26 protein-coding genes and 1 pseudogene are annotated in these 22690 nt (G+C 36.5%); 20 read left to right on the top strand and 7 right to left on the bottom strand.

Annotated elements, in window-relative coordinates; genetic code table 11:
* Window positions 1-62 precede the first annotated feature (62 nt).
* Complete coding sequence (locus G6554_RS22220) at window positions 63-452, top strand: cupredoxin domain-containing protein (protein WP_166245963.1); 390 nt, start codon at window positions 63-65, stop codon at window positions 450-452.
* A 29-nt stretch (window positions 453-481) separates the two neighbouring features.
* Entirely contained in the window at window positions 482-604 is a 123-nt protein-coding gene (locus tag G6554_RS26100; RefSeq protein WP_278187288.1) for a hypothetical protein, read from the top strand.
* 236 nt (window positions 605-840) lie between these two features.
* On the opposite strand, the gene G6554_RS22215 is transcribed toward G6554_RS26100, so the two are convergent.
* Window positions 841-1140: a hypothetical protein gene (locus G6554_RS22215; RefSeq protein WP_166245918.1), complete on the bottom strand. Its 300-nt coding sequence runs from the start codon at window positions 1138-1140 to the stop codon at window positions 841-843.
* Window positions 1141-1295: 155 nt separating this feature from the next.
* Between G6554_RS22215 and G6554_RS22210 the strand changes: the two genes are divergently transcribed.
* Complete coding sequence (locus tag G6554_RS22210; protein ID WP_166245961.1) at window positions 1296-1898, top strand: TetR family transcriptional regulator; 603 nt, start codon at window positions 1296-1298, stop codon at window positions 1896-1898.
* A 41-nt stretch (window positions 1899-1939) separates the two neighbouring features.
* On the opposite strand, the pseudogene G6554_RS25810 reads toward G6554_RS22210, so the two are convergent.
* A pseudogene (locus tag G6554_RS25810) lies at window positions 1940-2071 on the bottom strand (sunset domain-containing protein); the annotation flags it as partial.
* A gap of 182 nt (window positions 2072-2253) precedes the next feature.
* Between G6554_RS25810 and G6554_RS22205 the strand changes: the two are divergent.
* The 7 genes from G6554_RS22205 (at window position 2254) to nhaC (ending at window position 8517) form a co-directional block, all read left to right on the top strand.
* Window positions 2254-2457 (top strand): helix-turn-helix transcriptional regulator, encoded by a 204-nt coding sequence (locus G6554_RS22205; protein WP_166245959.1) that lies wholly within the window; start codon window positions 2254-2256, stop codon window positions 2455-2457.
* A gap of 1 nt (window position 2458) precedes the next feature.
* Entirely contained in the window at window positions 2459-2857 is a 399-nt protein-coding gene (locus tag G6554_RS22200; protein WP_166245957.1) for a hypothetical protein, read from the top strand.
* A 358-nt stretch (window positions 2858-3215) separates the two neighbouring features.
* Complete coding sequence (locus tag G6554_RS22195; RefSeq protein WP_166245955.1) at window positions 3216-3440, top strand: hypothetical protein; 225 nt, start codon at window positions 3216-3218, stop codon at window positions 3438-3440.
* Between the two features lie 296 nt (window positions 3441-3736).
* Window positions 3737-4750: an ROK family transcriptional regulator gene (locus G6554_RS22190; RefSeq protein ID WP_347564338.1), complete on the top strand. Its 1014-nt coding sequence runs from the start codon at window positions 3737-3739 to the stop codon at window positions 4748-4750.
* 74 nt (window positions 4751-4824) lie between these two features.
* The gene (locus G6554_RS22185) at window positions 4825-5205 is read left to right on the top strand and encodes a VOC family protein (protein WP_166245953.1); all 381 of its coding nucleotides are present in this window, start codon (window positions 4825-4827) and stop codon (window positions 5203-5205) included.
* Window positions 5206-5332: 127 nt separating this feature from the next.
* Entirely contained in the window at window positions 5333-6568 is a 1236-nt protein-coding gene (locus G6554_RS22180; protein WP_166245951.1) for an MFS transporter, read from the top strand.
* 530 nt (window positions 6569-7098) lie between these two features.
* The gene (nhaC, locus tag G6554_RS22175) at window positions 7099-8517 is read left to right on the top strand and encodes a Na+/H+ antiporter NhaC (RefSeq protein WP_166245949.1); all 1419 of its coding nucleotides are present in this window, start codon (window positions 7099-7101) and stop codon (window positions 8515-8517) included.
* A gap of 558 nt (window positions 8518-9075) precedes the next feature.
* Here nhaC and G6554_RS22170 read toward each other — a convergent pair.
* Window positions 9076-9537 (bottom strand): hypothetical protein, encoded by a 462-nt coding sequence (locus tag G6554_RS22170; protein WP_166245947.1) that lies wholly within the window; start codon window positions 9535-9537, stop codon window positions 9076-9078.
* A 277-nt stretch (window positions 9538-9814) separates the two neighbouring features.
* Window positions 9815-10306, bottom strand: coding sequence for an RrF2 family transcriptional regulator (locus G6554_RS22165; RefSeq protein ID WP_166245945.1), 492 nt, complete (start codon window positions 10304-10306; stop codon window positions 9815-9817).
* A gap of 229 nt (window positions 10307-10535) precedes the next feature.
* Between G6554_RS22165 and G6554_RS22160 the strand changes: the two genes are divergently transcribed.
* Complete coding sequence (locus tag G6554_RS22160; RefSeq protein WP_481747928.1) at window positions 10536-10937, top strand: carboxymuconolactone decarboxylase family protein; 402 nt, start codon at window positions 10536-10538, stop codon at window positions 10935-10937.
* 164 nt (window positions 10938-11101) lie between these two features.
* Window positions 11102-11950, top strand: a complete 849-nt coding sequence (locus G6554_RS22155; protein ID WP_166245941.1) for a sialate O-acetylesterase — start codon at window positions 11102-11104, stop codon at window positions 11948-11950.
* Window positions 11951-12053: 103 nt separating this feature from the next.
* Here G6554_RS22155 and G6554_RS22150 read toward each other — a convergent pair whose 3' ends face one another.
* The gene (locus G6554_RS22150; RefSeq protein ID WP_166245939.1) at window positions 12054-12359 is read right to left on the bottom strand and encodes a DUF4870 domain-containing protein; all 306 of its coding nucleotides are present in this window, start codon (window positions 12357-12359) and stop codon (window positions 12054-12056) included.
* A 428-nt stretch (window positions 12360-12787) separates the two neighbouring features.
* Here G6554_RS22150 and G6554_RS22145 point away from each other — a divergent pair, with 428 nt between their 5' ends.
* The 4 genes from G6554_RS22145 (at window position 12788) to G6554_RS22130 (ending at window position 16593) form a co-directional block, all read left to right on the top strand.
* On the top strand, window positions 12788-13264 hold the full coding sequence (locus G6554_RS22145; RefSeq protein ID WP_166245937.1) for a PAS domain-containing protein: 477 nt from the start codon (window positions 12788-12790) through the stop codon (window positions 13262-13264).
* Between the two features lie 348 nt (window positions 13265-13612).
* Window positions 13613-14719 carry a flavin monoamine oxidase family protein gene (locus tag G6554_RS22140; protein WP_166245935.1) on the top strand — a complete coding sequence of 369 codons (1107 nt, stop codon included), beginning with the start codon at window positions 13613-13615 and terminating at the stop codon, window positions 14717-14719.
* 248 nt (window positions 14720-14967) lie between these two features.
* Entirely contained in the window at window positions 14968-15453 is a 486-nt protein-coding gene (locus G6554_RS22135) for a DinB family protein (RefSeq protein ID WP_166245977.1), read from the top strand.
* Between the two features lie 549 nt (window positions 15454-16002).
* On the top strand, window positions 16003-16593 hold the full coding sequence (locus G6554_RS22130) for a molybdopterin-dependent oxidoreductase (RefSeq protein WP_166245933.1): 591 nt from the start codon (window positions 16003-16005) through the stop codon (window positions 16591-16593).
* A gap of 248 nt (window positions 16594-16841) precedes the next feature.
* Here G6554_RS22130 and G6554_RS22125 read toward each other — a convergent pair whose 3' ends face one another.
* Both G6554_RS22125 and pdxR read right to left on the bottom strand, forming a co-directional pair.
* On the bottom strand, window positions 16842-17456 hold the full coding sequence (locus G6554_RS22125; protein ID WP_166245931.1) for a thioredoxin family protein: 615 nt from the start codon (window positions 17454-17456) through the stop codon (window positions 16842-16844).
* 110 nt (window positions 17457-17566) lie between these two features.
* Window positions 17567-18997, bottom strand: coding sequence for a MocR-like pyridoxine biosynthesis transcription factor PdxR (gene pdxR / locus G6554_RS22120; RefSeq protein ID WP_166245929.1), 1431 nt, complete (start codon window positions 18995-18997; stop codon window positions 17567-17569).
* Between the two features lie 385 nt (window positions 18998-19382).
* Between pdxR and G6554_RS22115 the strand changes: the two genes are divergently transcribed.
* The 4 genes from G6554_RS22115 (at window position 19383) to G6554_RS22100 (ending at window position 22571) form a co-directional block, all read left to right on the top strand.
* Window positions 19383-19823: an OsmC family protein gene (locus G6554_RS22115; RefSeq protein WP_166245927.1), complete on the top strand. Its 441-nt coding sequence runs from the start codon at window positions 19383-19385 to the stop codon at window positions 19821-19823.
* Between the two features lie 106 nt (window positions 19824-19929).
* Window positions 19930-20883: a peptide-methionine (S)-S-oxide reductase MsrA gene (gene msrA / locus G6554_RS22110; protein WP_166245925.1), complete on the top strand. Its 954-nt coding sequence runs from the start codon at window positions 19930-19932 to the stop codon at window positions 20881-20883.
* Between the two features lie 207 nt (window positions 20884-21090).
* The gene (locus tag G6554_RS22105; RefSeq protein ID WP_166245922.1) at window positions 21091-21534 is read left to right on the top strand and encodes a carboxymuconolactone decarboxylase family protein; all 444 of its coding nucleotides are present in this window, start codon (window positions 21091-21093) and stop codon (window positions 21532-21534) included.
* 827 nt (window positions 21535-22361) lie between these two features.
* On the top strand, window positions 22362-22571 hold the full coding sequence (locus G6554_RS22100) for an aspartyl-phosphate phosphatase Spo0E family protein (RefSeq protein WP_166245920.1): 210 nt from the start codon (window positions 22362-22364) through the stop codon (window positions 22569-22571).
* Window positions 22572-22690 lie beyond the last annotated feature (119 nt).

Raw genomic sequence — 22690 nt, 5'->3', positions numbered from 1 at the left:
TTTCTATTGATAATATTTAATGAATTAGCAAAAAATAGTTTGTAGGAAAGGGGGGATTGCGAATGTCTGTGAAAAAGCGATTCACAGGATGGGTCGCATTGATTGCGTTGATCTTGGTTGTGTCGACTCCTTGCTCACTCAGCGTATTTGCTGAATCAGGCGACGGAACACAGCCTACGGAGACAGTGAAAACGATTGAGGTCGAGTTGAACGATAATTACTTTAATCCGAAAGTCATCACTATTCCCAATGGAACAACCACAACGTTGATTCTGAAAAACAAAGGGGTAAAAGAGCATACCTTTACGGTGGACAAGCTCGGAATTGATGCCGAGATTCAGCCAAGAAAAGAAAAAACGATTACGATTAAACCGAATAAGCCTGGTACATATGAACTGATATGTCGGTACCACTTCCAGGAAGGAATGGTTGGAAAAGTACTAGTCAAATAAAAAGAAAATGTAATCGAGGTGGTGAAAACATGTCTAAAAAGAAGAATAAGCAAATAAGGAATAATCCAGCAATGCCTGCAACAGATGTAGAATTCGCGCATGATGGGCTTGAACGAGTAGCATTACAGGCACAAGAAAAAAAGAAAAAGTAACATCAGTGGGGATGGAAAAATCCTGAACGCCAATGGTAATCCATCCATTGGCGTGCTTTTTGGCCGGATTTTTGTAATCCTGAAACCGAAGCCATTTTTCCTCTGCTTTTTATCACTTCGAATGATTTTCCGAGCATCTTGCCCCGAAGTGAATCAAATACGACATCTATTATTTCATTTTTCCTGTCTTGTAAGGAAAAAAACTGTTCCAAAAAGGAACAGTTAAGTCGTAAAGGTTATTTTGCTGTTTTAAAAAGAGTTTTCCCTTTGTTGTAAACAAATCTTTCCCATTTAGCGAGCAATCTGTTTCCATTTTCGCCACGTTCTATTTTGAACACGTGATTTTTATGAAATGCTGCTACTCGTTTATTGTGCTTATTATGCCAATTAGTCGTGTTTTTATGAAGTTGTGAAACACGTTCAGGGTGTTGTTTATGCCAAGAAGAGGGGTGATGGCTCAAATCTTTAGGAAGGCCAAACGTGACAGAAATCCTTCGAATAATTATTTGATGCCAACGTGTAATATAGTTTAACATGTTTCCTTATCCTCCTTCTATCCTTGAATAAAAACGACTTTAACACATATAGGGTGTTATTTGTGTTTTACTCTAACATATATAGGGATCTGTATCAAGATAAATCTATATATGTTAAACTATTTTAAGACGAGCGGTTTAAGGAGAGAAAGAAGATGGCACTTAATAAGGATATAATTGTGGAGGAAGCATTAGAATTACTGAATGAAAAAGGCTTAGAGAGTGTGAGTTTGCGCGAATTAGCGAAGAGACTTGGTGTCAAAACACCAACATTATATTGGCATGTTAAGAATAAAGCCAGTTTACTCAATGAACTATCAGAACGAATCTTGCGATCAAAAATTTGTGGAATAAGGCAACGAAACCTTGACGAATCTTGGCAGGAGTGGCTTATATGCCTATTTAATGAGCTTCGTATGGCTATGCTATCATACACAGATGGAGCGCGTGTTGTCGCAGGAGCACACTTTTCTTTGACCATGTCTAACGTAATGGAGGTTGCAATAAGGACGTTACTTACAGCCGGAGTGAGCTTACGAAAATCCCGTTTAATCGTATTGACTGCGCAACACTTCACCATTGGACATGTAATTGAAGAACAAACTCTCCCTGACTCAAGTTTAAGTCAGAATTTCGATATGGAACAGTTCACCAAAGACCATCCCACGATAATGGCTGGTATTGAAGAGTATTTCAATTCGGGTCGTACGGCAGATGACCTTTTCAATGACGGGTTGAGGCTCATTGTTAAGGAGTAAAATCCATACTCTCTTTTTTAATATGGTAATTATCTTTCACTTTACCTGAACCCAGCTGCTTCTGCTTCTTCTTCTGTACAAAACATTTCTGCAGCAATTGTTACGTCATAAAATTGTCCTCCAGGAATGTGTTATATTTTCTCTCCGTTGTATATAGTTAAATTTCCTTTGATTTTCGGATCGTCACAACCTGTTGAGTGACAATAAGTCGCTCCGTTAAAGGTGGCAGATTGTTGAGTAATTCATTATAAAAAATAAAATCAAGATGTAAAGATATCTTTACAATCATGATTTTATTTTTTATAATGAGCGTAAAGATATCTTTACATACTAGTGAAAAGGAGCCGTTTTCCATTTGAAAGTAAAAAACAGAATTAAAGAAATACGTTTAGAAAAAGGGATTAGTCAAGTTAAAATGGCTGAGGATTTACAAATAACTAGACAAACCATTAATGCAATAGAAAGTCATAAATACAATCCTAGCTTAGAATTAGCATTAAAGCTGGTTAAATACTTTGATGTAGCAATAGATGAAATATTCAAACTGGAGGAGGAATAAAATGAAAAAGTGGGGACCCATTATTATAGCAATTACAATTATTGGTGGAATGAGTATTGGTTTATACATAGGGAATTTACTTGTCCCAGATTTACCTGCTGGAACGATTGCGGTTGGTATTGGGGGTACGATTGCAGGGGTGAGTATTGTTTTAGGAATAGAACAAGTACGGAAAAGAAGAAAGGCTAATAATGTTCCTGATGTCGATGAAAGGACTTGGTTGAATATTAAAAATTTTTATGCAATTTCTTTGTATTTTGTACTAATCGGAAGTATGCTTCTTCTCTGTATATTATTTGCCTTTGGTATTAGTTCAATTGAATTGGGTGCATTGAGTATATATTTATTATTGATATTTATGTTGATTGTAGTAGGAACGCATATTGTTAAAAGACAATAGAATATTTTGGTGTTTCTTCTTAAAAACACAGGTTTGAAAGTTTAACTTTTAAAAGTAATTTTTCAACGATCAGGCGCTATCCCTAAACAACGATCAGCGCTTAATTTCATTTTTGGGCCAGATTTTAGAGCAACTCCTTTAAACAATTAGATCTATATGTAAAATTTTAAGGACTTTGTGAAATTGTATACTTAAAGTAACTGATAGAACTTTACTTTGTAATTGTTAAAATATTAAGTGAAACCAACAATGAGATTATGTTAGAATTTAACTGTGAAAATATGTAATTTTTATAAATTTAGCAACAGTTGTTAATGTGTTTCTTTGTAATAGTATTTCCTAAGCAGGAGGGTTGAGAATGGAACTTTCTTTTTCTAAACGTCTTGAAAAAGATACTTGGATACCATTGGTTATATTAATGATTGCTTTTTCAGTCTATAATATATTTTTTGAATGGCAATTCCAAACGTATTCTTTTAAAGAATTAGTTGATTTTTTTAAAATTATTATTGCATTATGTTTGAGTTTTATTGAGGCAATAATCACTTTGTCATTTTTAAAAATAGTAAGCAAACTTTTTTAAGTCTTTTTGTGAAGTTTTATACTTAAATCAGAGTCCTTTAGTAAAAAATTCAGTGGTCATTTTTACAGCTCTACCGCAATTCCCACTATCCCGCAATCGGGCACTTTCCTAGAGTAAAGAAGGTGTCCTTTTTCTTGTGGGGCAACTATTCTTTTGGTGCAGCGAATATTATTGGTCTAAGTTCCTCAGAATTTTTTGTTGGTAGAAGGATGGTAGTGTGTTATCTTAGAAGGAACTTATTAAATGTGTTTAATAAGTTCGAGGGTGTTTCATACGTTTTTTTGGTGGTGAATCAAGTGAGTGAATTAATCTCTAATCCTAAAAAGATAAAGAAGGTGATCCTTCGGGGGATTCGCACAACCCTTATAGAATGTGGAAGTGCAACAAAGGTTGAGCTCAGCGACCGATTAGGAATTAGTTTCCCAACAATCAGTAAGTTTCTATCTCAGATGGAGAAGGATGGGGAAATTAATTCAGTTGGGTTAGATGATTCTAGTGGAGGAAGAAGAGCCAAAAGGTATACATACAATCCCGAGTATATGGTAGGTTTAGCCATATTTTTAGAAGGGACAGGGACGAGCTATACGATTTTTAATTGCTTGGGGGAACAAAAGGAAGAAGGAGAGGCACCGAGTGTTTTAAAGGAGGGTGATCTAGACTCATTAACAAATTGCATTGAAAACGTAGTGCTGAAATATCCTAACATACGTTCGATAGCCATTGGTGTTCCTGGGGCAATTGATAAAGGGCGGATTTTTTATATTCCAGGGTACGAACAGTTTCAAGATTTTGATCTAAAAGGATATTATGAGGCTCATTTTTCTATTCCTGTAGTTGTTGAGAACGATATGAATGCTGCCGTTCTGGGGTACAACCATCATAAGGCAGGAGAAGACAAGGAATCCCTTATTTATTTGTATACCGGTCAAAATGGCCCTGGGGCGGGCATTATGATAAATGGAGATGTGGTTCGAGGGAGTAGTTTCTTCTCTGGTGAGGTTCAATTCGTCCCACAATATGATAATCGAAATTTCGGTCAAGCTTTGATAAATGGAAGTGGAAAGATTGAAGAGGAGGATGTGATTGATGCAGTTAGCAGGTTAGTAGCCTCTTTTGTCGCTATTCTTAACCCTCATGCCGTTATTTTTAGTAATAAAGATGTAGAGAAGGAGACATTACTCAACATTAGCAAATGTAGCTCGAAGTATATCCCTTCAGAACATCTACCGGAGCTTATTGTAAGTGATTGGAAACAAGATTATTTATACGGACTGCAAAGTCTATGCCTTGAATTAATGATTAATGGCTAATGTTAGTTAATGCATGAGCCAAAAAATTCTTCCAGTTTTGAAGTGATGGGTAGATAAAAAGGAGTGAATAGGAATTGAAAATCGAGCATGTGGCTATCTGGGTCAATGATTTGGAAGGCATGAGGGAGTTTTATGAAACATATTTTCATTGTAAGTCAAACACTAAATATCATAATAAGGAAAAGAAATTTGAATCTTACTTTCTAACTTTTGAGTCAGGTGTACGATTAGAGATTATGCGCAAAGACGGGATAAACCAGCATGGCAATGGTGTGCATTTGGGATGGGCACATATTGCGATCTCTCTGGGGAGCAGGGAATCCGTTAATCAACTGACAGAGAGATTAAAAAATGAAGGTTACCCTCTTATTAACGGTCCTCGTGTTACTGGAGACGGGTATTACGAGAGTGTTATTGAAGACCCTGAAGGAAATCTTATTGAGTTAACTGTTTAGTGAAATAGGTATACCAATGAATTTTAAAACGAAAACATAGTTTTATTTTGTGACTTATTAAATACATTTAATAAGTCATTTTTATCGGAATGAATCATTAAATACATTCATAAAAGGAGGTTTGAACGTGACAGCAATCCTTTTAGTCATCATTTATTTGGCTTTTATTAGCTTAGGTTTACCTGATTCATTGTTGGGGGCAGCTTGGCCCGTCATGCAATCGGACTTAGCGGCGCCACTTGAAACAGCTGGATTCCTTTTTATGACCATTGCAGGTGGTACTATCATCTCCAGTTTATTTAGTGGGAAATTACTGAAACGGTTCGGAACGGGCAATGTCACCTTTGTCAGCGTCTTAATGACTGCTGGTGCATTACTAGGATTTTATTTTGCTCCATCTGTCGTTTGGTTTGTGATATGTGCGATCCCGCTTGGATTAGGGGCAGGAGCTGTTGATACAGGATTAAACGATTATGTGGCTATCAACTATAAGGCACATCATATGAGTTGGTTACATTGCTTTTGGGGGGTCGGAGCTACTCTTGGTCCTATTATTATGGCTCAGTTTATTATGGGAGAGAACGCTTGGAGAAGTGGGTATTTTGTCATTTCCGGTCTCCAGTTTGCTTTAGTCATTCTTCTTCTCTTCACTTTGCCTTTATGGAACAGAGTGACAAAAAATAGAAATATTACCGTAAAAGGAGTGGCTAAAGAGACAAATGAAGTTATACATGTTGAAGAGGAAAAGGATCTAAAACCTTTACAAATTAAAGGGGTGAAATTGGCACTTACATCCTTCTTGTTTTATTGTGGAGTTGAAGCAACTCTTGGACTCTGGGGAAGTAGTTTCTTGGTAAATGTCAAAGGGGTAAGTGCCGCAACTGCTGCCGGTTGGGTTTCCTTATATTACGCGGGAATAACAGTAGGTCGATTTCTTACAGGCTTTATTACGTTTAAAATGACGAACCGTACACTGATTCGTGGAGGCCAAATCATGGCATTATTTGGTGCCATTATTCTAATCTTACCATTACCATCTATTTTCTCACTTGTTGGTTTTATTATTGTTGGGGTAGGATTAGCACCCGTTTTTCCGTGCATGTTACATGAAACTCCCACACGTTTTGGAAAAAAACACTCCCAGACCATTATGGGCTATCAAATGGCGGTTGCATATACAGGCACGACATTCTTGCCTCCCCTCCTAGGCTTCATTGCGTCACATTCAACCATTGGAATCTTCCCGATGTATCTACTAACTTTTGTTGGAGTGATGCTACTAAGCTCAGAAAAGTTAAACAGTTTACTGAAAATGAAGATTTTAGGAAAGAGGAACGACTCAAGTTCGAATGTAATGTCATGATATCAAAGCGATATTTTTTCACTTCGATAAAACAATGCTGCAAATGCCGCCAAAGCTAGTATTGGCTGAATAATTAAATCCCAATTTTTCATTTAAATAACTGAGAGATTGGGATTTTTAATGTTGGAATCTGTGTTTAGCTGGAGGTACACCCCCAATTGTAGAAAATACTTTTAGAATTGAATGGCAAAAGGCGTTAAAAAAACCCAAAAAAATTATTGTAGACATAATAAAAAAACCAGTGTATAGTATTCACATAAACGCTTTAACACTTAAAAGCGTTTTAGCAGAAAAGTAAATAGGGTGCCTACAGTAACAGTAGAATTGTCATGAGCAGCAAAAAGAGACCAGATGGAGGCTGAAAATCTGGGCAGTGACAAATTGAAGTACAGCTGTCTAGAACGGGCATATGTTTTGAGTGGGTAAGGAATAATCCTTGCCAAATAGGGTGGTACCGCGGAGTCCTTTCGTCCCTAATAGACGAAGGGGTTTTTTTGCGTTTATTTTTATCATTTATAGGAGGATAATTTATGGTTCATAATCAAAAGGTACTCGAAATTAAACCAATTGAAGCGGCATTTATTACCGCACTTTTAATGGGGATGGTTGGTTATCTTATTATTGGTATGAAAGTCGTTCCGCATATTGCGATTATCGCAGGGATTTCCCTGTTACTAGGATATGGTGCAGTAAAAAAAGTAAGCTTTAGAGATCTAGAAGTAGCGATGGCGGATGGAGCGAAATCCGGAATTGCTGCCGTGATGATATTCTTTTTTATTGGGATACTGATAAGCAGCTGGATGGCGAGTGGTACCATTCCGACATTTATCTATTTGGCGGTTGAGTTAGTTTCAGGAAAATTCTATTATGCTATTGTTTTTGTGGTAACAGCTATAATTGGCTTAAGTATCGGAAGTTCCCTAACAACAGCTGCGACCTTGGGTGTGGCTTTTGTTGGAGCAAGCTCGGCACTAGGTATCTCGCCTGTGATTACGGCTGGAGCAGTTGTTTCAGGCGCATTCTTTGGCGATAAAATGTCACCTTTATCGGATACGACTAACCTTGCGTCTAGTGTGGCTGGGGCAGACTTATTTGATCATATAAAAAATATGGCATGGACAACGATCCCGGCATTCATCCTATCATTCATAATTTATCTCTTTCTTTCACCAGGGGAAACAGATCAGAGGATTAACCAAATGGGGGTCATTAAAGAAGCGCTAAATGATCTGAACCTTGTTCATTGGTACTCTGTTGTGCCATTCATCATCCTGTCTGTACTGGCGGCTAAAAAGGTTTCGGCCATTGCTACGCTGGCTGCTAGTACATTGTCTGCGCTTTTAATTTCATTTTTTATAAATGGCGGAGTGGATGGTAAAGGAATGTTCGATTTACTCTACTCTGGTTATGTATCAGAGAGTGGTATAAAAGAAGTGGATTCCATGCTTTCACGTGGTGGAATGGAAAGTATGATGTTCAGTATTTCAGTAATCCTGCTTGCTTTAAGCATGGGTGGTTTGCTCTTCCGCCTTGGGATTATTCCGGCACTCATATCGCTATTACAAGGATTATTAAGTCGTGTTCCCTTATTAATTAGTTCGACAGCTGGAATGGCTATTGCGGTTAATTTTATCCTGGGGGAGCAATATCTGTCGATCCTTTTACCTGGAAATGCTTTTAAAGAGCATTTCAAAAAAGCAGGTTTGGAACCGAAGCATTTATCACGGGTGTTAGAGGATGCGGGTACGGTTGTGAATCCACTCGTACCATGGAGTGTGTGTGGAGTATTTTTATCTTCAGTGCTTGGAGTATCCGTTACAGAATACTTTCCTTTTGCGATATTCTGCTTATTATCACCAATGATTACTGTTTTTTATGGATTTACTGGCATTACACTTCCTAAAAACAAACAAGTTGCACGTTCTATTCATCCATTTTCAAAGGAATGATTGCGGATTTAGTAGACTTTCATTTCCTTGCTGCAGATACGTTCGTCCGGAACATTGCCATATGGATGAACTTGTAGATTAAAAAACATTAGAAATAGCGAGGGTTTATATCCTTTGCTATTTTTGTTTTTAATTGCTAATTCTTTGGATTGCGAATAACAATGTTGCAAACCATTTTTGCCTTATCGTATCGATTTTGTGTAGGTATGAGAATTCATAGACGGAGAATTTCCGGCTATTGTATAAAGAGGCAGCTTAAGAGGCAGATATAAGCGGAGTTATTCCGGTTAACAGCTCTTAATAAGTCAAAATCCTAAGATTTGGATAATATAATCGGAAAAACTTCCCTTATTCTTAAGGAAATATGGGTATTTTCCAATTTAGCTGGAAGTTTTCCGTTAATAATTTTCCATACACAGTGAAATATCATTAACTCTTGCACCCTATAGCGAGTATTCGGGAGAAAATCGTATTAAACTGAGGGAGTTTAGGTAGGAACCTTCACGATGTCCTCCACAATTAAATAAAATCGCCCTTTAGTGAAGGAACTGTTCGTTTCTATGTTTTTACTAATTCCTTCTCTTTAACAAAATGAAATCCATAAAGTAGAAGTGCTAACATCATTAAAACATACATTAACTGGATTTTTTTCATTCGCACCAATGATGCAACCCCAAATTTTTTAAGGATAGGTTCTCCAACATATGTAAAAGCTAAATGCGCGATTAAATTCAACCCCATATATCCTATAAAATTGCCATAAGTAAATTTCATAATCCAAAATGAACCGGCAAAGAATGTACCCCAAGTAAAAGGAAACGAAGCCAAAACGGAGGGGTGGTTTTTTCCGTACCAGAACCACCATCTCCTCTTTTTCGCAATAAATTGAACCACTGTCACAATAATTGATATAAAAAGGGATGTGGGGAGAAATCGTTTAACGGATTTTTTGCCTGCAAAAGCAAGGGAAAACCATGAGAGAACCGTCATCAATATCAAAAATGGTTTCACATATTTCATAATAACTACCTCTACTAACTGTCTTTAGGGTTTAATTTACCCAGTTTTAGGGACTTTATTAAAAGTATAAATGAATAATCCATTTTTCGTCCCATTTCAGTTCTGAAAGGGCATTTGTGAACTATGTTATGAGAAATTCACTTAAACAAACCACTCAGGTTTGTTCCGGATTGGTTGTATCTATCAATAGAAAATTGAACGATTCACGTTTTCCTTAAAAGTGCCAAAAAACCTCTCTAAATTCCTGCTATTATCGGAATTTCACGAGAGGTTTGTTTTATTTGTTGCTCTTTGAAAAATAGTTCTGGGTATCTTCACGTATTTGTTTAGGTAAGACACGATCAAGTTCTTCATTTAACCATGAAAGTGTTTTACTTCGTAAGTCATCACGCATTTTTTCTTCCGCAGAGAGCATAACTAAATTGATGGTGCAAAAGGAGGGAGCATTACAGCAACCATCTCTATATAAATAACCATTATCTTTAATATTTTTACATTGAAAAATAGGCTTAGCACCTTCAATGGCTTCAATTACATCCCAAAAGGAAATATCTTCTGGGGACTTAGATAACCTGTATCCGCCTTTTACACCAGGGACAGAACTCACAATGCCAGCTTTTGATAATTTACCGAAGACTTTTGAAAGAAATGTCTCTGAGAGTCCTTGGAATTCAGCCAACTCCTTTATCCCAACACTTTCCTTAGAAGGAAGATCAATTAAATAAACCAGACAATGTAATGCATATTCAACTCCGACACTATACTGCATGTAAACTCACCTGCTTTGATTTTAAAGCTTTCTTATTGTATCTTAGGGGTATTTAGAGTGTTAGTCAATTGAAAGAAATCAATTTTAGGTCAATCCTATTCAGTTGACAAACATAATTAAAGCGCATATTATGGATAATGTTAATCGCCGATTAACTTAGTCTCTAATTATATAGGAGGTATTGACATTGGAAAGCCGAATAGACTATTACAACTTAGCACCTGAAGCCATGAAAATTATGATGGATATGGAGAAATACACGAAAACAACAAGTATAGACCGTAAACTCCGGGAATTGATAAAAATTCGCGCTTCACAAATTAACGGATGTGCATTTTGTTTGAATATGCATACAGCAGATGCTCGGAAAATGGGTGAAACAGAACAAAGAATATACTGTGTCAGTGCATGGGAAGAGTGTGAATTCTATTCAGAAGCAGAAAAAGTAGCTTTGGAGTTGACCGAGCACGTGACATTAATCCCGACAAAACGTGTTCCAGAGGTGCTTTATCAACGAGTGCGTGAACATTACGACGAGAAACAGTATGTTGACCTTGTTCTCATCATAAATCAAATTAACAGTTGGAATAGAATTTCTATTGCAATGGGGAATACAGCAACCGAAAAATAATGACTCTCAGCGAACAGCTACTAGTGTTCGTTTCAGATTGTAGCAAAAAGGCATCCATATGAACCAGTTTGGATGCCTTTTCTTTTATGCTTATATAGAGCATAAAATTGACTTTATATATAAAGTATAATGAATCTATGTAAACAAAGAAGGAAGGTTTTTCTATGAAATCTATACTAGTAATCGGACAATCAAATATGGCTGGCAGAGGATTTATGGAGGAGGTACCGCCGATTTATAATGAACACATACATATGTTGCGGAATGGAAGATGGCAAATGATGGCAGAACCACTTAATTTTGACCGTCATGTATCTGGTGTTGGGCCGGCAGCCTCTTTTGCTCAGGCTTGGACAGAGGATCATCCGGGCGAGTACATTGGGGTCATACCATGTGCCGAAGGAGGAAGTTCTATTGATGAATGGGCAATTGATGGACTATTAACCAGACATGCGATTTCTGCAGCAAAATTCGCTATGGAAACAAGTGAACTAGTGGGGATTCTGTGGCATCAAGGAGAAAGCGACAGTTACGGAGAACGTTATAAGACATATGAAAATAAATTACTTTCATTATTTAAACATTTGAGAGAAGAATTAAATGCACCGGATATCCCGATTATTATTGGTGAGTTGGGGCATTATCTTGGAGAAGTAGGATTTGGAAAAAGTGCTGTAGAATATAAACAAATAAACCAGATTTTATCTAAAGTGGCTCATTCCGAAAAAAATTGTTATTTTGTAACATCAAAAGGCTTAACTGCAAATCCAGATGGCATTCATATTGATGCTAAGTCCCAAAGGAAATTTGGATTAAGATACTATGAAGCTTTTTCAAAACAAAAGCATGTTTTAGATAGTTTAGACGTGGAACATGAATGGGTTGAAAAGGTAGCAAAACGTGAACTAACTAAAAATGAACGGATTTTTGTTCAAAGTACGAAGTTTGCCTTAGGACAATTGAGTTTTGAGGAGTTTTCTCTTACTATCTCCAAGATTAATGAAAGTAAGTAAAGGAAAATTGGTACCCAATTGTAGGAGCATATAAAAAAGACGCCTTCTTTCTAAAGAAAAGCGCCCGTTTAAGAAGATCGTTATTACATTCGTTTAGATTGAATCAAAACCATGATCCAATAATGGGATATCGAAAAGGACGGTCATTAACTGCTTTAACAATTCCAACAATTGGAGCGATTATCGCAATGAGTCCAAAAATAATGAGGAATGGAATCCCGATTAATAGCCAAGAAAAAACAGCAGACACTGAAATTAAAATACCGATCACAATATGAAAGACCAAAGCCTGTAAGGATAAACTTTTAATTTCTCGATCTGAACAAATTAAATAGGTGATAATGGGAACTAGTATAGGTGCAAACCAGGTACTAGCATGAATCAATATTTTGAAACCCTTATTTTCCATTTAAAATTACTCCTTTTTGTATCATAATATTTAACAAACCTTCATTCATTAATCATTATAAAGTTTTGGTTAGAATATTTCATCAGTCTCTGAACTAAATCGGTATACGACTTTGGTCGTAGTCCAAATCAAAAACAAATAACCATGTATAGTGTACCTTCTGTTCTGAGGGGTTTCATGATATTAAAATTATATATTTGCAAAACATTCACTCAACTATTTTACAAAAAGATGACGAGAATCAGAATAAAGGAACCATGACGTATATTGTTGAATGTCGGTAGGATGGAAACCCTGTAAGTACCACTGTTCACAATATTGTGCGTTTTATACGAATTGGCTAAACTGAAAAAAGGTTATAATAGTTGAGGGCGATTTTTTGCTCACTACTAGTTGTATGATTTTATACTCACAAAGGAGTTTTATATATGCCTGAAGAAAAATTGTCAGATTTAATTAGTCCTGAAGCTGTGATAAATTTTGAAACTGGGGCAATTAAAGCAAGCACATTGGATTCAATCATTAATCTTTTGCCATTTGAGATGGGCTTTTGCGATGCTAATGATATCTTCCGCTGGTATTCAAATAATCCAAACCGCGTGCATGGCCGCCGGAAAGAAGCGATTGGTCGTCCAGTGCTTGAGCTTCACCCAAAAGTGGCTCACCACGTTGAGAAATTGTTGAATGACTTCCGTTCAGGAACACGCGACGAATGGGAATTTTGGTTCCCAAAACGCCATGGTGAAGTGGGTCAAATTTACCAAAAATTCATGGCAGTACGTGATGAGAACGGAAAATACCTTGGCTGTATGGATGTGACCGTTAATATCGACCTTTTCAAAGGAAAAGAAGGCAAAAATACCCCTGATACTATTGAGGAATTTATTGCTATTAATCCTAAATAATAAATAATTACCATTCTCATTCGAGAAACTGCTATAAAACACATTGAATTCTCCAATTCAATGTGTTTTTTCTATAGAATAGACTTTTGCAAGATCATTTTGTTTTAAGGTGATGTCCTTAAAAGACTAGCTGCTAATATTTAGGTTGCCTTTCTTCTTGAATGAACGGGGCATGTTAGTGCAATAATGGTTTGAAATTGTTTGTTCTTATTGTAAGTGTTATGATGATTCAAATTGGTAGTGTAAGAAGTTAGATGTGATAGCATTATGGGCACTTCGTCGTATTTAATGACACAAACTTTCAAGTAAATTTAGACAACATTAATACAGATAAAAGGGGGAAAAATTATGATCAATCCTGTAATCATTGTTGGTGCGGGTTTAAGCGGCCTGCGTGCTGCATCTTTACTTACTGAAAAAGGCATTAAATGCAGGGTTCTGGAGGCTAGAGATAGGATTGGCGGCAGGGTTTTAAGTACTTCTGATCCCAATCAACCTGATTTGGGCAGATTTGACCTTGGGCCGACTTGGTTTTGGCCACAGGATGAGAGCCATATTGCTAATCTTGTTGAAGAACTAAGTTTAGAAACGTTTGAACAATATAAGGAAGGCGATATTCTTATAGAACGATTCCAAATCAAGCCGCCAGAGCGTTGTGTGCTGAAAGAAAGTTCTGATGAGAAATGGGTTCGATTGGCTGGAGGCGTGCAGTCTCTTATCGATGGTATAGCAGCGACGATTCCTTCTGAAATAGTTGAGCTGGAAACCCGAGTTAAAAAAATTCAGCTGGATGAAGCTGGCGATATAACGGTTGAAACAGAACTATCTAATGGAAAGAGGGAAAAAATGCTTGCAGAAGGTGTTATTTTGGCATTACCGCCTCGGCTTGTGGCACAAAACGTTGAATTTTCGCCTTCCCTCCCTCCAGAGGTTATTGATGATATTGGAAAAAAACCTACGTGGATGGCGGGACAGGCCAAGGTAGTTGCAGTTTATGATCGTCCCTTCTGGAGGGAATCGGGGCTTTCCGGATATGTTTTGAGTGCCGTTGGCCCCTTAGAAGAAATATACGATGCCTCTCCTACTAAAGGATCAGGTGCAATATTTGGTTTTTTCGGAATGCCTTCAGAAGCACGAAAAAAATTAGGTGAGGATAAAGTTTTAAATTTGGTTGTTAATCAGTTAGTAAAGCTTTTTGGAAATGAAGCTAAAAACATAAAGGCCCTCCTTTATAAAGATTGGGCAAATGATTCTGAAACGGCTGTTGCGGAAGATCTCAGTCCTCTTAAAAGTTACAAGAGTTATGGCAAACCACCAATAAAAGGAGTATGGGAAAAGAAACTTATCTTTGCTGGTACAGAGACGGATCCACAACATAGTGGACATCTTGAAGGTGCACTTCGGTCGGCTGAACAGGCCGTTTCTAAAATCATTAATTTAAATAACAAGCAATGAGACAGCTAAAATTCGCCACAACATTCTCCATCGTCAAATAGTGAAATATTGTTCTTAAGTTAACGGGCAACTTATGTTAGGTATGATGATCGCTGCGGCGGTCATTTTTTCTTGTGGAACAAACGAAACAGGTTAGCCGAAGAAGGAATTATCCTATGTTTGTTGAAATAGTCATAATATATAAGGTGTTTAACATTCTTAAAGTATCTTTTTGTGGTTATTTATTTTCTTATTATGGAGGGGTTTTATTGCAAACACTTTATAAATATAACTGGATGGTAAGAGAAGATTGGTATCGTTGGTGTGAAGAGGTAAGTGAAGAAGAGCTTTTGCAAAACCGAACGGGTGGAATGGGAAATATATTACATACACTTTTCCATATCGTTGATGTCGAGTGGAGCTGGATCCGTCTCTTACAGGGGAAAACTGATTTTCAGGAGAGTTTCGATCATTATAAAAGCTTGAGTAAAGTTCGAAAATTGGATGCAGAATTTCATTTAGAAGTGAAGAACTTTGTGAACAACTGGGATGCTAGTATGGAAAATCAATTATTTTACGATACCCTGCCAGATGGAAGAATTGTAACGGATACTTGGGGTGAAATTATGAGACATACCATTGCACACGAAATTCACCATATAGGACAACTATCAATATGGGCAAGAGAATTGGGAAGAAATCCTGTTTCTGCAAACCTTATCGGACGTGGTCTTTCCTCTCATTCGAAAAAATAATCAAATAGATATTTAATTTATTCAGTTTTTGTTCATTAACGAATGCGTTGCTCTAAAGTGGCATCGCTTTTTCATTTTCTACTTATGGGACTTTTTGTGGAGGAGGTGAAAAACTCTAAATCACAGACTAAATCACACAGGAAATAACATTATTTCTACAACACAAATCACAATAGATTTCACAGTCAAAACAGGCTTAGAGTTATCTTCAACTCTAAGCCTATTTTGTATTATTTTTTTCCCACAACTTGCATATTTTGGCTTTTGTTACATTCAAAAAACATACTGCATTTTTAATTTTCCAAATACACATAGAGGCTACAAGACAAGACCTTAATCGCTTCTTTGGATGCATAAAAACAAAGATACAAGGTACACCATTCGAGAGTTTCGTTGCTAATATTGTATATAATGGTAGCGATGGTGGAATAAGAAATTTATGAAAATAAATAACTGATTGGACTTCGGTATGCATTCATTATTCTGAATCATACTATACAAAGCACTGTGATTTAGCTAACTTCTAAGTTGAAAAAGGGATGGTGTAAGATGAAAAAGCAGCTTCCACCTGGCCAATTCGAAACAGAAAAATGGCCGATACTGTTCAAAGGGGATGTTCCCGCGTTTAATGAAAGCACATGGAATTTCAGACTATTTGGTGAGGTGAAGGAAGAAAGGTCCTTATCCTATAAAGAAATCATGGAGCTTCCAAAAACCATATCAAGCGTTAACATGCATTGTGTTACCACCTGGTCTAAATTTGATACAACCTTTGAAGGAATTGCACTTAGAGAGTTATTGAAATTTGTTGAAATGAATGAAGGTGCAAAATACATTAAAATTTACGGGTACTACAATAGGGACAGATTTGGTTATTCTGCGAACCTGCCCCTAGAGCCTTTATTAGGGGATGATTCATTGTTTGTATACCGGTGGAAGGATAAACATCATGATTGGCAGGATATTGATCCAAAACATGGTTATCCACTTAGGTACATTCCACCAGAAGTATTTTATCTATGGAAAGGCTCAAAGTGGGTGTCAGGAATTGAGTTTATGAAAGAAGACAAGGCTGGTTTTTGGGAAGAGTTCGGCTATTCGATGACAGCAAATCCATTTAAAGAAGAGCGGTACCGTTAACGAGGGTAAGAAGTACCTAAACATTTGATACCTTGCTTCCAATAAAGAAGCAAGGCTATTCCTATTTTCTTCAGGGAAAACGTTAATATAAAAAATCTCAAAAAATTGTTTTTGAGATTTTTAACATAAGATGTATAGCAAGTTTTTATCATGTTATTTGATGAGAGTTGAGATGATTCAACCTAGATAGCGACTTCATCCACTCAGGTCGTCCGTAATGTCCTTCTTTCCTTAACAATTGTAAAACTTCAACCTAAGTCTTTAATAGAGGAAAAAAGGACAGTTAATTCCTGCAGTATAACGTTCTGATAGTGAGTTCCTGAATGATATAAGTCGCCTATTTCTCCGTATACTTTTCCTATTTTCTCTTTGTAATCAGGAGCTTTCTTGTCAGGATTGGAACTTTTAAATCGATCCATGACAGCTTGGATATAGGCAGGACGGGCTCCCCATCTACCCAAAACATTACCATTTTTATCTAGAATGACAGCAATCGGTTGGTTACGAACTCCATCAGTCAGAAAGTGGTCCATAGTTTCAAGGTGTTCTTCCATTGGTAATACTTCTGTAGGGATGTTGCATTGTTCCATAACCCGGAAAAGAACTGGGACATTCCAAATAACGTCAGGGCACCAATCTGTACAAAGAATGAAGCAATGAAGATCTTGAGTATTACGAAAAGAATTAAAAAACAAGTTATCCGTTTTATTTTCCCATGAGAAATTTTCATAGTTGTACAAAAATTGTTCCTTCGTATTTAAGATTTTGCTTTGCTCCATTACTCGATTTTCCATACTGTCTATAAACTGTTGAGGAGTTATCCCATGACCAAATTTATGTTTTAAATTTATTGTCTCGTTCATCTTTATCTTCATCCTTTCAAAAAAACTATTATTTATCTTATCACCATAATAGAACGAAACTGACCATTTATAAACGGTCAGTTTCGTTCTATTTAAAAAGTCAGATTAGCTTAAGGGTTACTGTTTAAGAAGAAAGGGGACCAAGCCTTCTTTAATAACTCTATTCCTTTTTCCATGTCTTTCTCACTCACACCAGCGAACCCTAAATACAATCTTGGGAAAGGATCAGTCCTTAGGGTCATCCACATGTTTTTAAAGTCATAGACCATTATTCCCTCTTCAGCAGCTGATTTTATCAGGGTCTCTGTGGATTGATTGGTGTTAACCGTGATTTGTATATGAAGGCCGGCATTTTGACCAGTAATCTTTACTTGGTTATGAAAAGTTTTCTGAATAAGCTCAATTAATGTATGATGCTTATTACGATATACTTTACGTACTCTGCGGATATGCCGATACCAATGTCCTTGTTCTATAAAAGAAATCATTGCCCATTGGGTGATTCGAGAAGGGGCGGAAGTGAATTCATATGAACTTTTTTTTATTATTGTCAATAACTTTTGTGGCAATACCATGTAATTCATTCGTAAAGCCGGTGTAAATACCTTGGAGAAAGTACCAATATATATCACTCTTTCATATTCATCTATACTTTGCAAGGAAGGGATAGGCTTTCCAATATACCTGAATTCTCCGTCATAATCGTCTTCGATAATAAAGGCATCTCTAGTAATTGCCCACTCTAACAAATGTTCCCTTTCGGAAAAAGGCATAATACTTCCTGTGGGAAATTGGTGTGAAGGAGTGATATAAGCAAGTTTTGCGGACCTACCTTTTATATCGGTAACTGAAATTCCTTTTTCCCCTACTTGAATAGGTAATACTTCAAAACCATTCATTAAAAATTGTTGACGTACTAAGTTATATCCTGGTTCCTCAAATGCTATTCGGGAATTATCGTTAAACAGATGGCAAAGAATTCGAATACTATCTGCTATTCCACTGCCAAGTATGATTTGTTCAGGCGTGCAGCGAACGCCTCTCGCATTAAATAAGTAATCTGCTAATGCTGCGCGAAGTTTAAATTCTCCTTGAAGATCACCATATTTTCCAATATCCATTGAATAGTTTTCAAGGGCTTCTTTCAACATCTTATTCCAAGCTCGAAAAGGGAAACTATGTGGGTCAACGGCAGAAGGATTAAAATCAATTATCGGTTTAGATTCGATAGGTGGGCTGTTCCTTCCTTTCATTTCTTGATCAGCATAGAGCTCATATTGTTTGATAGGCAAAACCGCTTGTGGATTTATTGCGTAAAAACCCGAACGGGGCTTGCTCATTACGTACCCTTCGGCGATTAACATTTGAAATGCTGTTTCAATCGGGGTCTTACTGATATTCAGTTGCATTTGTAACGATCTTATAGAAGGCATGCGCATCCCATTCGTTATTTCCCCATTTCGAATGGCGTCTCGAATGTGCCGATAAATGGTAAGATAAATGGGTGTATTTTGATCATCTTTTATTAAAATTTCAAACATCTACTATTACTCCCAGATAATAATTTTTTTAAAACTATTTCAATTTCTAAGCGCTTACTTTATTTTATAAGGTTTTTTGATATTTTAACTATACTAACTGATTTACATAACTACCTAAAATATAGATTATTAAAATGATTGTTTCCACTTATAATCTTCGTATTACTGGGAAATTACCAAGGAGTCCCATATCTTTTTCGCAATCAAATGAATACATTCCCCCAAATGAACAGAGAGACTATTCTACTAATTGCAGAGAGATTCAACTTTACTTTGCTTCATTTTATTATTCGTTAAATATGTAAGGCACCTAACATTTTTTTTAGTGGATTCTAAGTATACTCCTTAATATAAGTTAATAAAACATTTTAGAGGAGGAACTATCATGGCATTAGTGAATTTCAATATCGAATCTACATCTCAAAAGGTAACAACTGAAGTGAAGGCAGGAGCTCATACATTTTATATAGACGAGCCAAAAAACTTAGGGGGAAATGATAAGGGGGCAAATCCATTAAATACATTACTAGGCTCTCTTTCAGGCTGTGAAAACGCCATTGCCAACATGGTGGCAAAGGAAATGAAGTTTAATTTAAATGGAATTGACTTCAAAATTGAAGGAGCTTTAGATCCAAGAGGCTTAAGGGGAGATGCATCCGTAAAGCAATACTTCCAAACCCTTACGATTGAAGCACTTGTTGATACTGACGAGTCTGACGAAAGAATTCTAGAGCTTAAAGAAAAAACAGATTCAAGATGCCCTGTATTCAACATCTTAAAGGATACAAACTTTATTAAGATTCAATCCACTTGGAGAAGAAAGTAATCTACTGTTTTGTAAGGAACCCTTTATGAAGAGATTCTTTCTTAAATGAAGAATAAATAAGGTTTGGATAAAATAGGGATATATTGATTATACTGGAGGTCTGTTTATGTCAACACAATATGAAATAGCTACGTTTGCTGGTGGATGTTTTTGGTGTATGGTTCAACCCTTTGATGAATTACCGGGTATTATAAAAGTAGTGTCAGGCTATACAGGTGGGCATAAAGAGGCCCCAACATATCATGAAGTGTGCTCAAACACAACAGGTCATTATGAGGCAGTTCAAATAACGTATGATCCGTCTGTTTTTCCGTATGAAAAGCTGTTAGAACTATTTTGGCAACAAATTGATCCTACCGATGCTCATGGTCAGTTTGGTGATCGAGGAGACTCCTACAAAACGGCCATTTTTTATCATACAGAGGAGCAAAAGCGACTAGCCGAAGAATCTAAGCAGAAATTGCAAGAAAGTAAAAGGTATTCAAAGCCAATCGTGACAGAAATTAAGGAGGCGTCTGTGTTTTATCCGGCAGAAGAGTATCATCAGCACTATTATAAAAAGAATTCCTTTCATTATAACCTTTATAAGGAAGGGTCAGGACGAGCAGGATTTATTCGAGAAAACTGGAAAAAGCATCAGGCAGAAAACATCAAGAAGCTTACTCCTATTCAGTATCATGTCACACAAGAAAACGGAACGGAACCAGCCTTTCAAAATGAATTCTGGGATCATAAAGATGAAGGGATTTATGTCGAGATTGTCTCTGGCAAACCATTATTTAGCTCTCTTGATAAATTTGATTCTGGCTGCGGGTGGCCGAGCTTCACGAAGCCAATCAAACATCATGAGGTACTTGAAAAACTAGATACGTCCCATGGAATGAGGAGGATAGAAGTAAGAAGCACCTCGGCAGATTCTCATTTAGGACACGTATTTGATGATGGTCCACGTGATAAAGGTGGGCTTCGATATTGTATTAACTCTGCTGCACTTAAATTTATCCCAATAGACAAGCTAAAAGAAGAAGGCTATGGGGAATATCTTCGTTTATTTAAATAGTTATGAAAACGTTCCTGGTTTTTATATATAAGCATAAATGTAAGCTAGATTACAGAATCCATTCTTTTTTTTTATAAACTGGTGGTAAAGAGAGAAAGAATGGGCGTGATAAACAAACATTTGGACATATTAAGGAACAATTGCAGACCGTTTTCGAATTTAGTTTAAAGAAGAGAATTGAATAAACTTTTTTGGGAGGAAATAAAATTGACACAAAGAATTGATTATTTCAATATAGCACCAGGCGCATTTGACATCATTGGAAAATTGGATAAGTATACGGCAACTACAGGTATAGACCGTAAACTTCGTGAACTTATTAGACTTCGTGCTTCACAAATTAACGGCTGTCCACTTTGTATGTATATGCACACAACAGATGCCCTGAAAATGGGTGAAACAGAAGAAAGAATATATTGTATTAGTGCTTGGGAAGAGTGTGAATTCTACACAGAAGCAGAAAAAGTAGCTTTAGAGTTGACAGAGCACGTAACGTTAATCCCGACAAAGCGTGTGCCGGATCAGCTTTATCAACGAGTGCGTAACCACTATGACGAAAAACAGTATGTTGACCTTGTTCTAATCATTAATCAAATTAACACTTGGAATAGAATAGCTATTGCAATGGGGCAAACAGCTATTGAAAAATAATAACTCTCAGCGATCCTCTTTTAGTTTTGATTCGGATACATTTAATATTATTTTTATCTTCAGAAATCAGGCCCAAACGACAAGTTCTGTTAAAAGTGTTTTTCTACATGAAGTATAGGGGATTATCGAACATTAATCATACCTTTACAACAGAGGGTGTGAATGACGGAACCGTGTTTCCGAATGGGGGGAGAACGGCTCTTACTAACTCAAATAAAAGTTACAAAGAGAACAACTTTTTAGTCGAGAGAACGAAATGATAGGGTAACGCCCTATAACTTCTCCAGTAAGATACACTAACATAAGATGACTTCCGGTACTGGATAGGCTCCCGGGAATAAAATGAACCTTAGCTTCAATTGATACAAGGACCGTCAGGTGTGCGTATGCCTATGGTCCTTTTTTTGTTTGGTACGGAATTTTATTTTTCTTCAATTTCATATCGATCCGGACGGTTCAATCTAATTGCATGTTTGAAATTCATGACTTCATCCTGTTATAAAGAAACAGCAATTGTATATTCATCGTATTATGTATTTTCCCTTTAATGACTGCGTTAAAATCCCACATCTAGAATATCAATAACAAAGAAAATATAAGTATTAAGACAATTCGGAACAAAAAAGCATTGATAGTATTGTGGAAGAAAAATTACGATAGCAGAATAATCTTCTAAATAAATGTAACGGTTAACCTCGTAAAAAGTGAGATAGCTAACATTATTCATTTCCAATATCAGCTACAGTTAAATCAAAAATAATGTGAACATTATGAGATAAAATGCGCTTATTCGGTGTAAGTATGGTAAGACAGTGAGGTACACGGTTATGGAGAAAAAGTACAGTGATTCGATAGCACCTATTTACTTTTTAAGGTATATGATTGAGGTAAAACGGGAAGAATTGACAAAATTATTCAACGTTGATAAGGAACTTAAAAAATCTACTATCATACAATTAAGTCAGGAACTTGACCAATTAATCAATCAATATTTGAAGTACATGAGGAGTCTTCAAAAAGAAAATGATGATTCATGAAGTTAAGAAAAGGGATCGAGCACAAATGCTCGGTCCCTTGCTTTTATATAACTAGATATGTTTACAAGCAAAGTTGTAACATCTTTTTTGTCTTTAAAATAAACCATTTTAATGTTAGC

The organism is Bacillus sp. MM2020_4, assembly GCF_011250555.1.
Classification (GTDB): Bacteria; Bacillota; Bacilli; order Bacillales; family Cytobacillaceae; genus Neobacillus.
Note: the sequence above shows the minus strand (reverse complement) of the source record. Positions and strands in the feature narration are given on the sequence as shown.

Bases quoted from the DNA above. Each gene is read 5' to 3' on its own strand.
- G6554_RS22220 (WP_166245963.1), top strand. From the start codon at position 63: ATGTCTGTGAAAAAGCGATTCACAGGATGGGTCGCATTGATTGCGTTG.
- G6554_RS26100 (WP_278187288.1), top strand. From the start codon at position 482: ATGTCTAAAAAGAAGAATAAGCAAATAAGGAATAATCCAGCAATGCCT.
- G6554_RS22215 (WP_166245918.1), bottom strand. From the start codon at position 1,140: ATGTTAAACTATATTACACGTTGGCATCAAATAATTATTCGAAGGATT.
- G6554_RS22210 (WP_166245961.1), top strand. From the start codon at position 1,296: ATGGCACTTAATAAGGATATAATTGTGGAGGAAGCATTAGAATTACTG.
- G6554_RS22200 (WP_166245957.1), top strand. From the start codon at position 2,459: ATGAAAAAGTGGGGACCCATTATTATAGCAATTACAATTATTGGTGGA.
- G6554_RS22195 (WP_166245955.1), top strand. From the start codon at position 3,216: ATGGAACTTTCTTTTTCTAAACGTCTTGAAAAAGATACTTGGATACCA.
- nhaC (WP_166245949.1), top strand. From the start codon at position 7,099: ATGGTTCATAATCAAAAGGTACTCGAAATTAAACCAATTGAAGCGGCA.
- G6554_RS22170 (WP_166245947.1), bottom strand. From the start codon at position 9,537: ATGAAATATGTGAAACCATTTTTGATATTGATGACGGTTCTCTCATGG.
- G6554_RS22165 (WP_166245945.1), bottom strand. From the start codon at position 10,306: ATGCAGTATAGTGTCGGAGTTGAATATGCATTACATTGTCTGGTTTAT.
- G6554_RS22160 (WP_481747928.1), top strand. From the start codon at position 10,536: ATGAAAATTATGATGGATATGGAGAAATACACGAAAACAACAAGTATA.
- G6554_RS22155 (WP_166245941.1), top strand. From the start codon at position 11,102: ATGAAATCTATACTAGTAATCGGACAATCAAATATGGCTGGCAGAGGA.
- G6554_RS22150 (WP_166245939.1), bottom strand. From the start codon at position 12,359: ATGGAAAATAAGGGTTTCAAAATATTGATTCATGCTAGTACCTGGTTT.
- G6554_RS22145 (WP_166245937.1), top strand. From the start codon at position 12,788: ATGCCTGAAGAAAAATTGTCAGATTTAATTAGTCCTGAAGCTGTGATA.
- G6554_RS22140 (WP_166245935.1), top strand. From the start codon at position 13,613: ATGATCAATCCTGTAATCATTGTTGGTGCGGGTTTAAGCGGCCTGCGT.
- G6554_RS22130 (WP_166245933.1), top strand. From the start codon at position 16,003: ATGAAAAAGCAGCTTCCACCTGGCCAATTCGAAACAGAAAAATGGCCG.
- G6554_RS22125 (WP_166245931.1), bottom strand. From the start codon at position 17,456: ATGAACGAGACAATAAATTTAAAACATAAATTTGGTCATGGGATAACT.
- pdxR (WP_166245929.1), bottom strand. From the start codon at position 18,997: ATGTTTGAAATTTTAATAAAAGATGATCAAAATACACCCATTTATCTT.
- G6554_RS22115 (WP_166245927.1), top strand. From the start codon at position 19,383: ATGGCATTAGTGAATTTCAATATCGAATCTACATCTCAAAAGGTAACA.
- msrA (WP_166245925.1), top strand. From the start codon at position 19,930: ATGTCAACACAATATGAAATAGCTACGTTTGCTGGTGGATGTTTTTGG.
- G6554_RS22100 (WP_166245920.1), top strand. From the start codon at position 22,362: ATGGAGAAAAAGTACAGTGATTCGATAGCACCTATTTACTTTTTAAGG.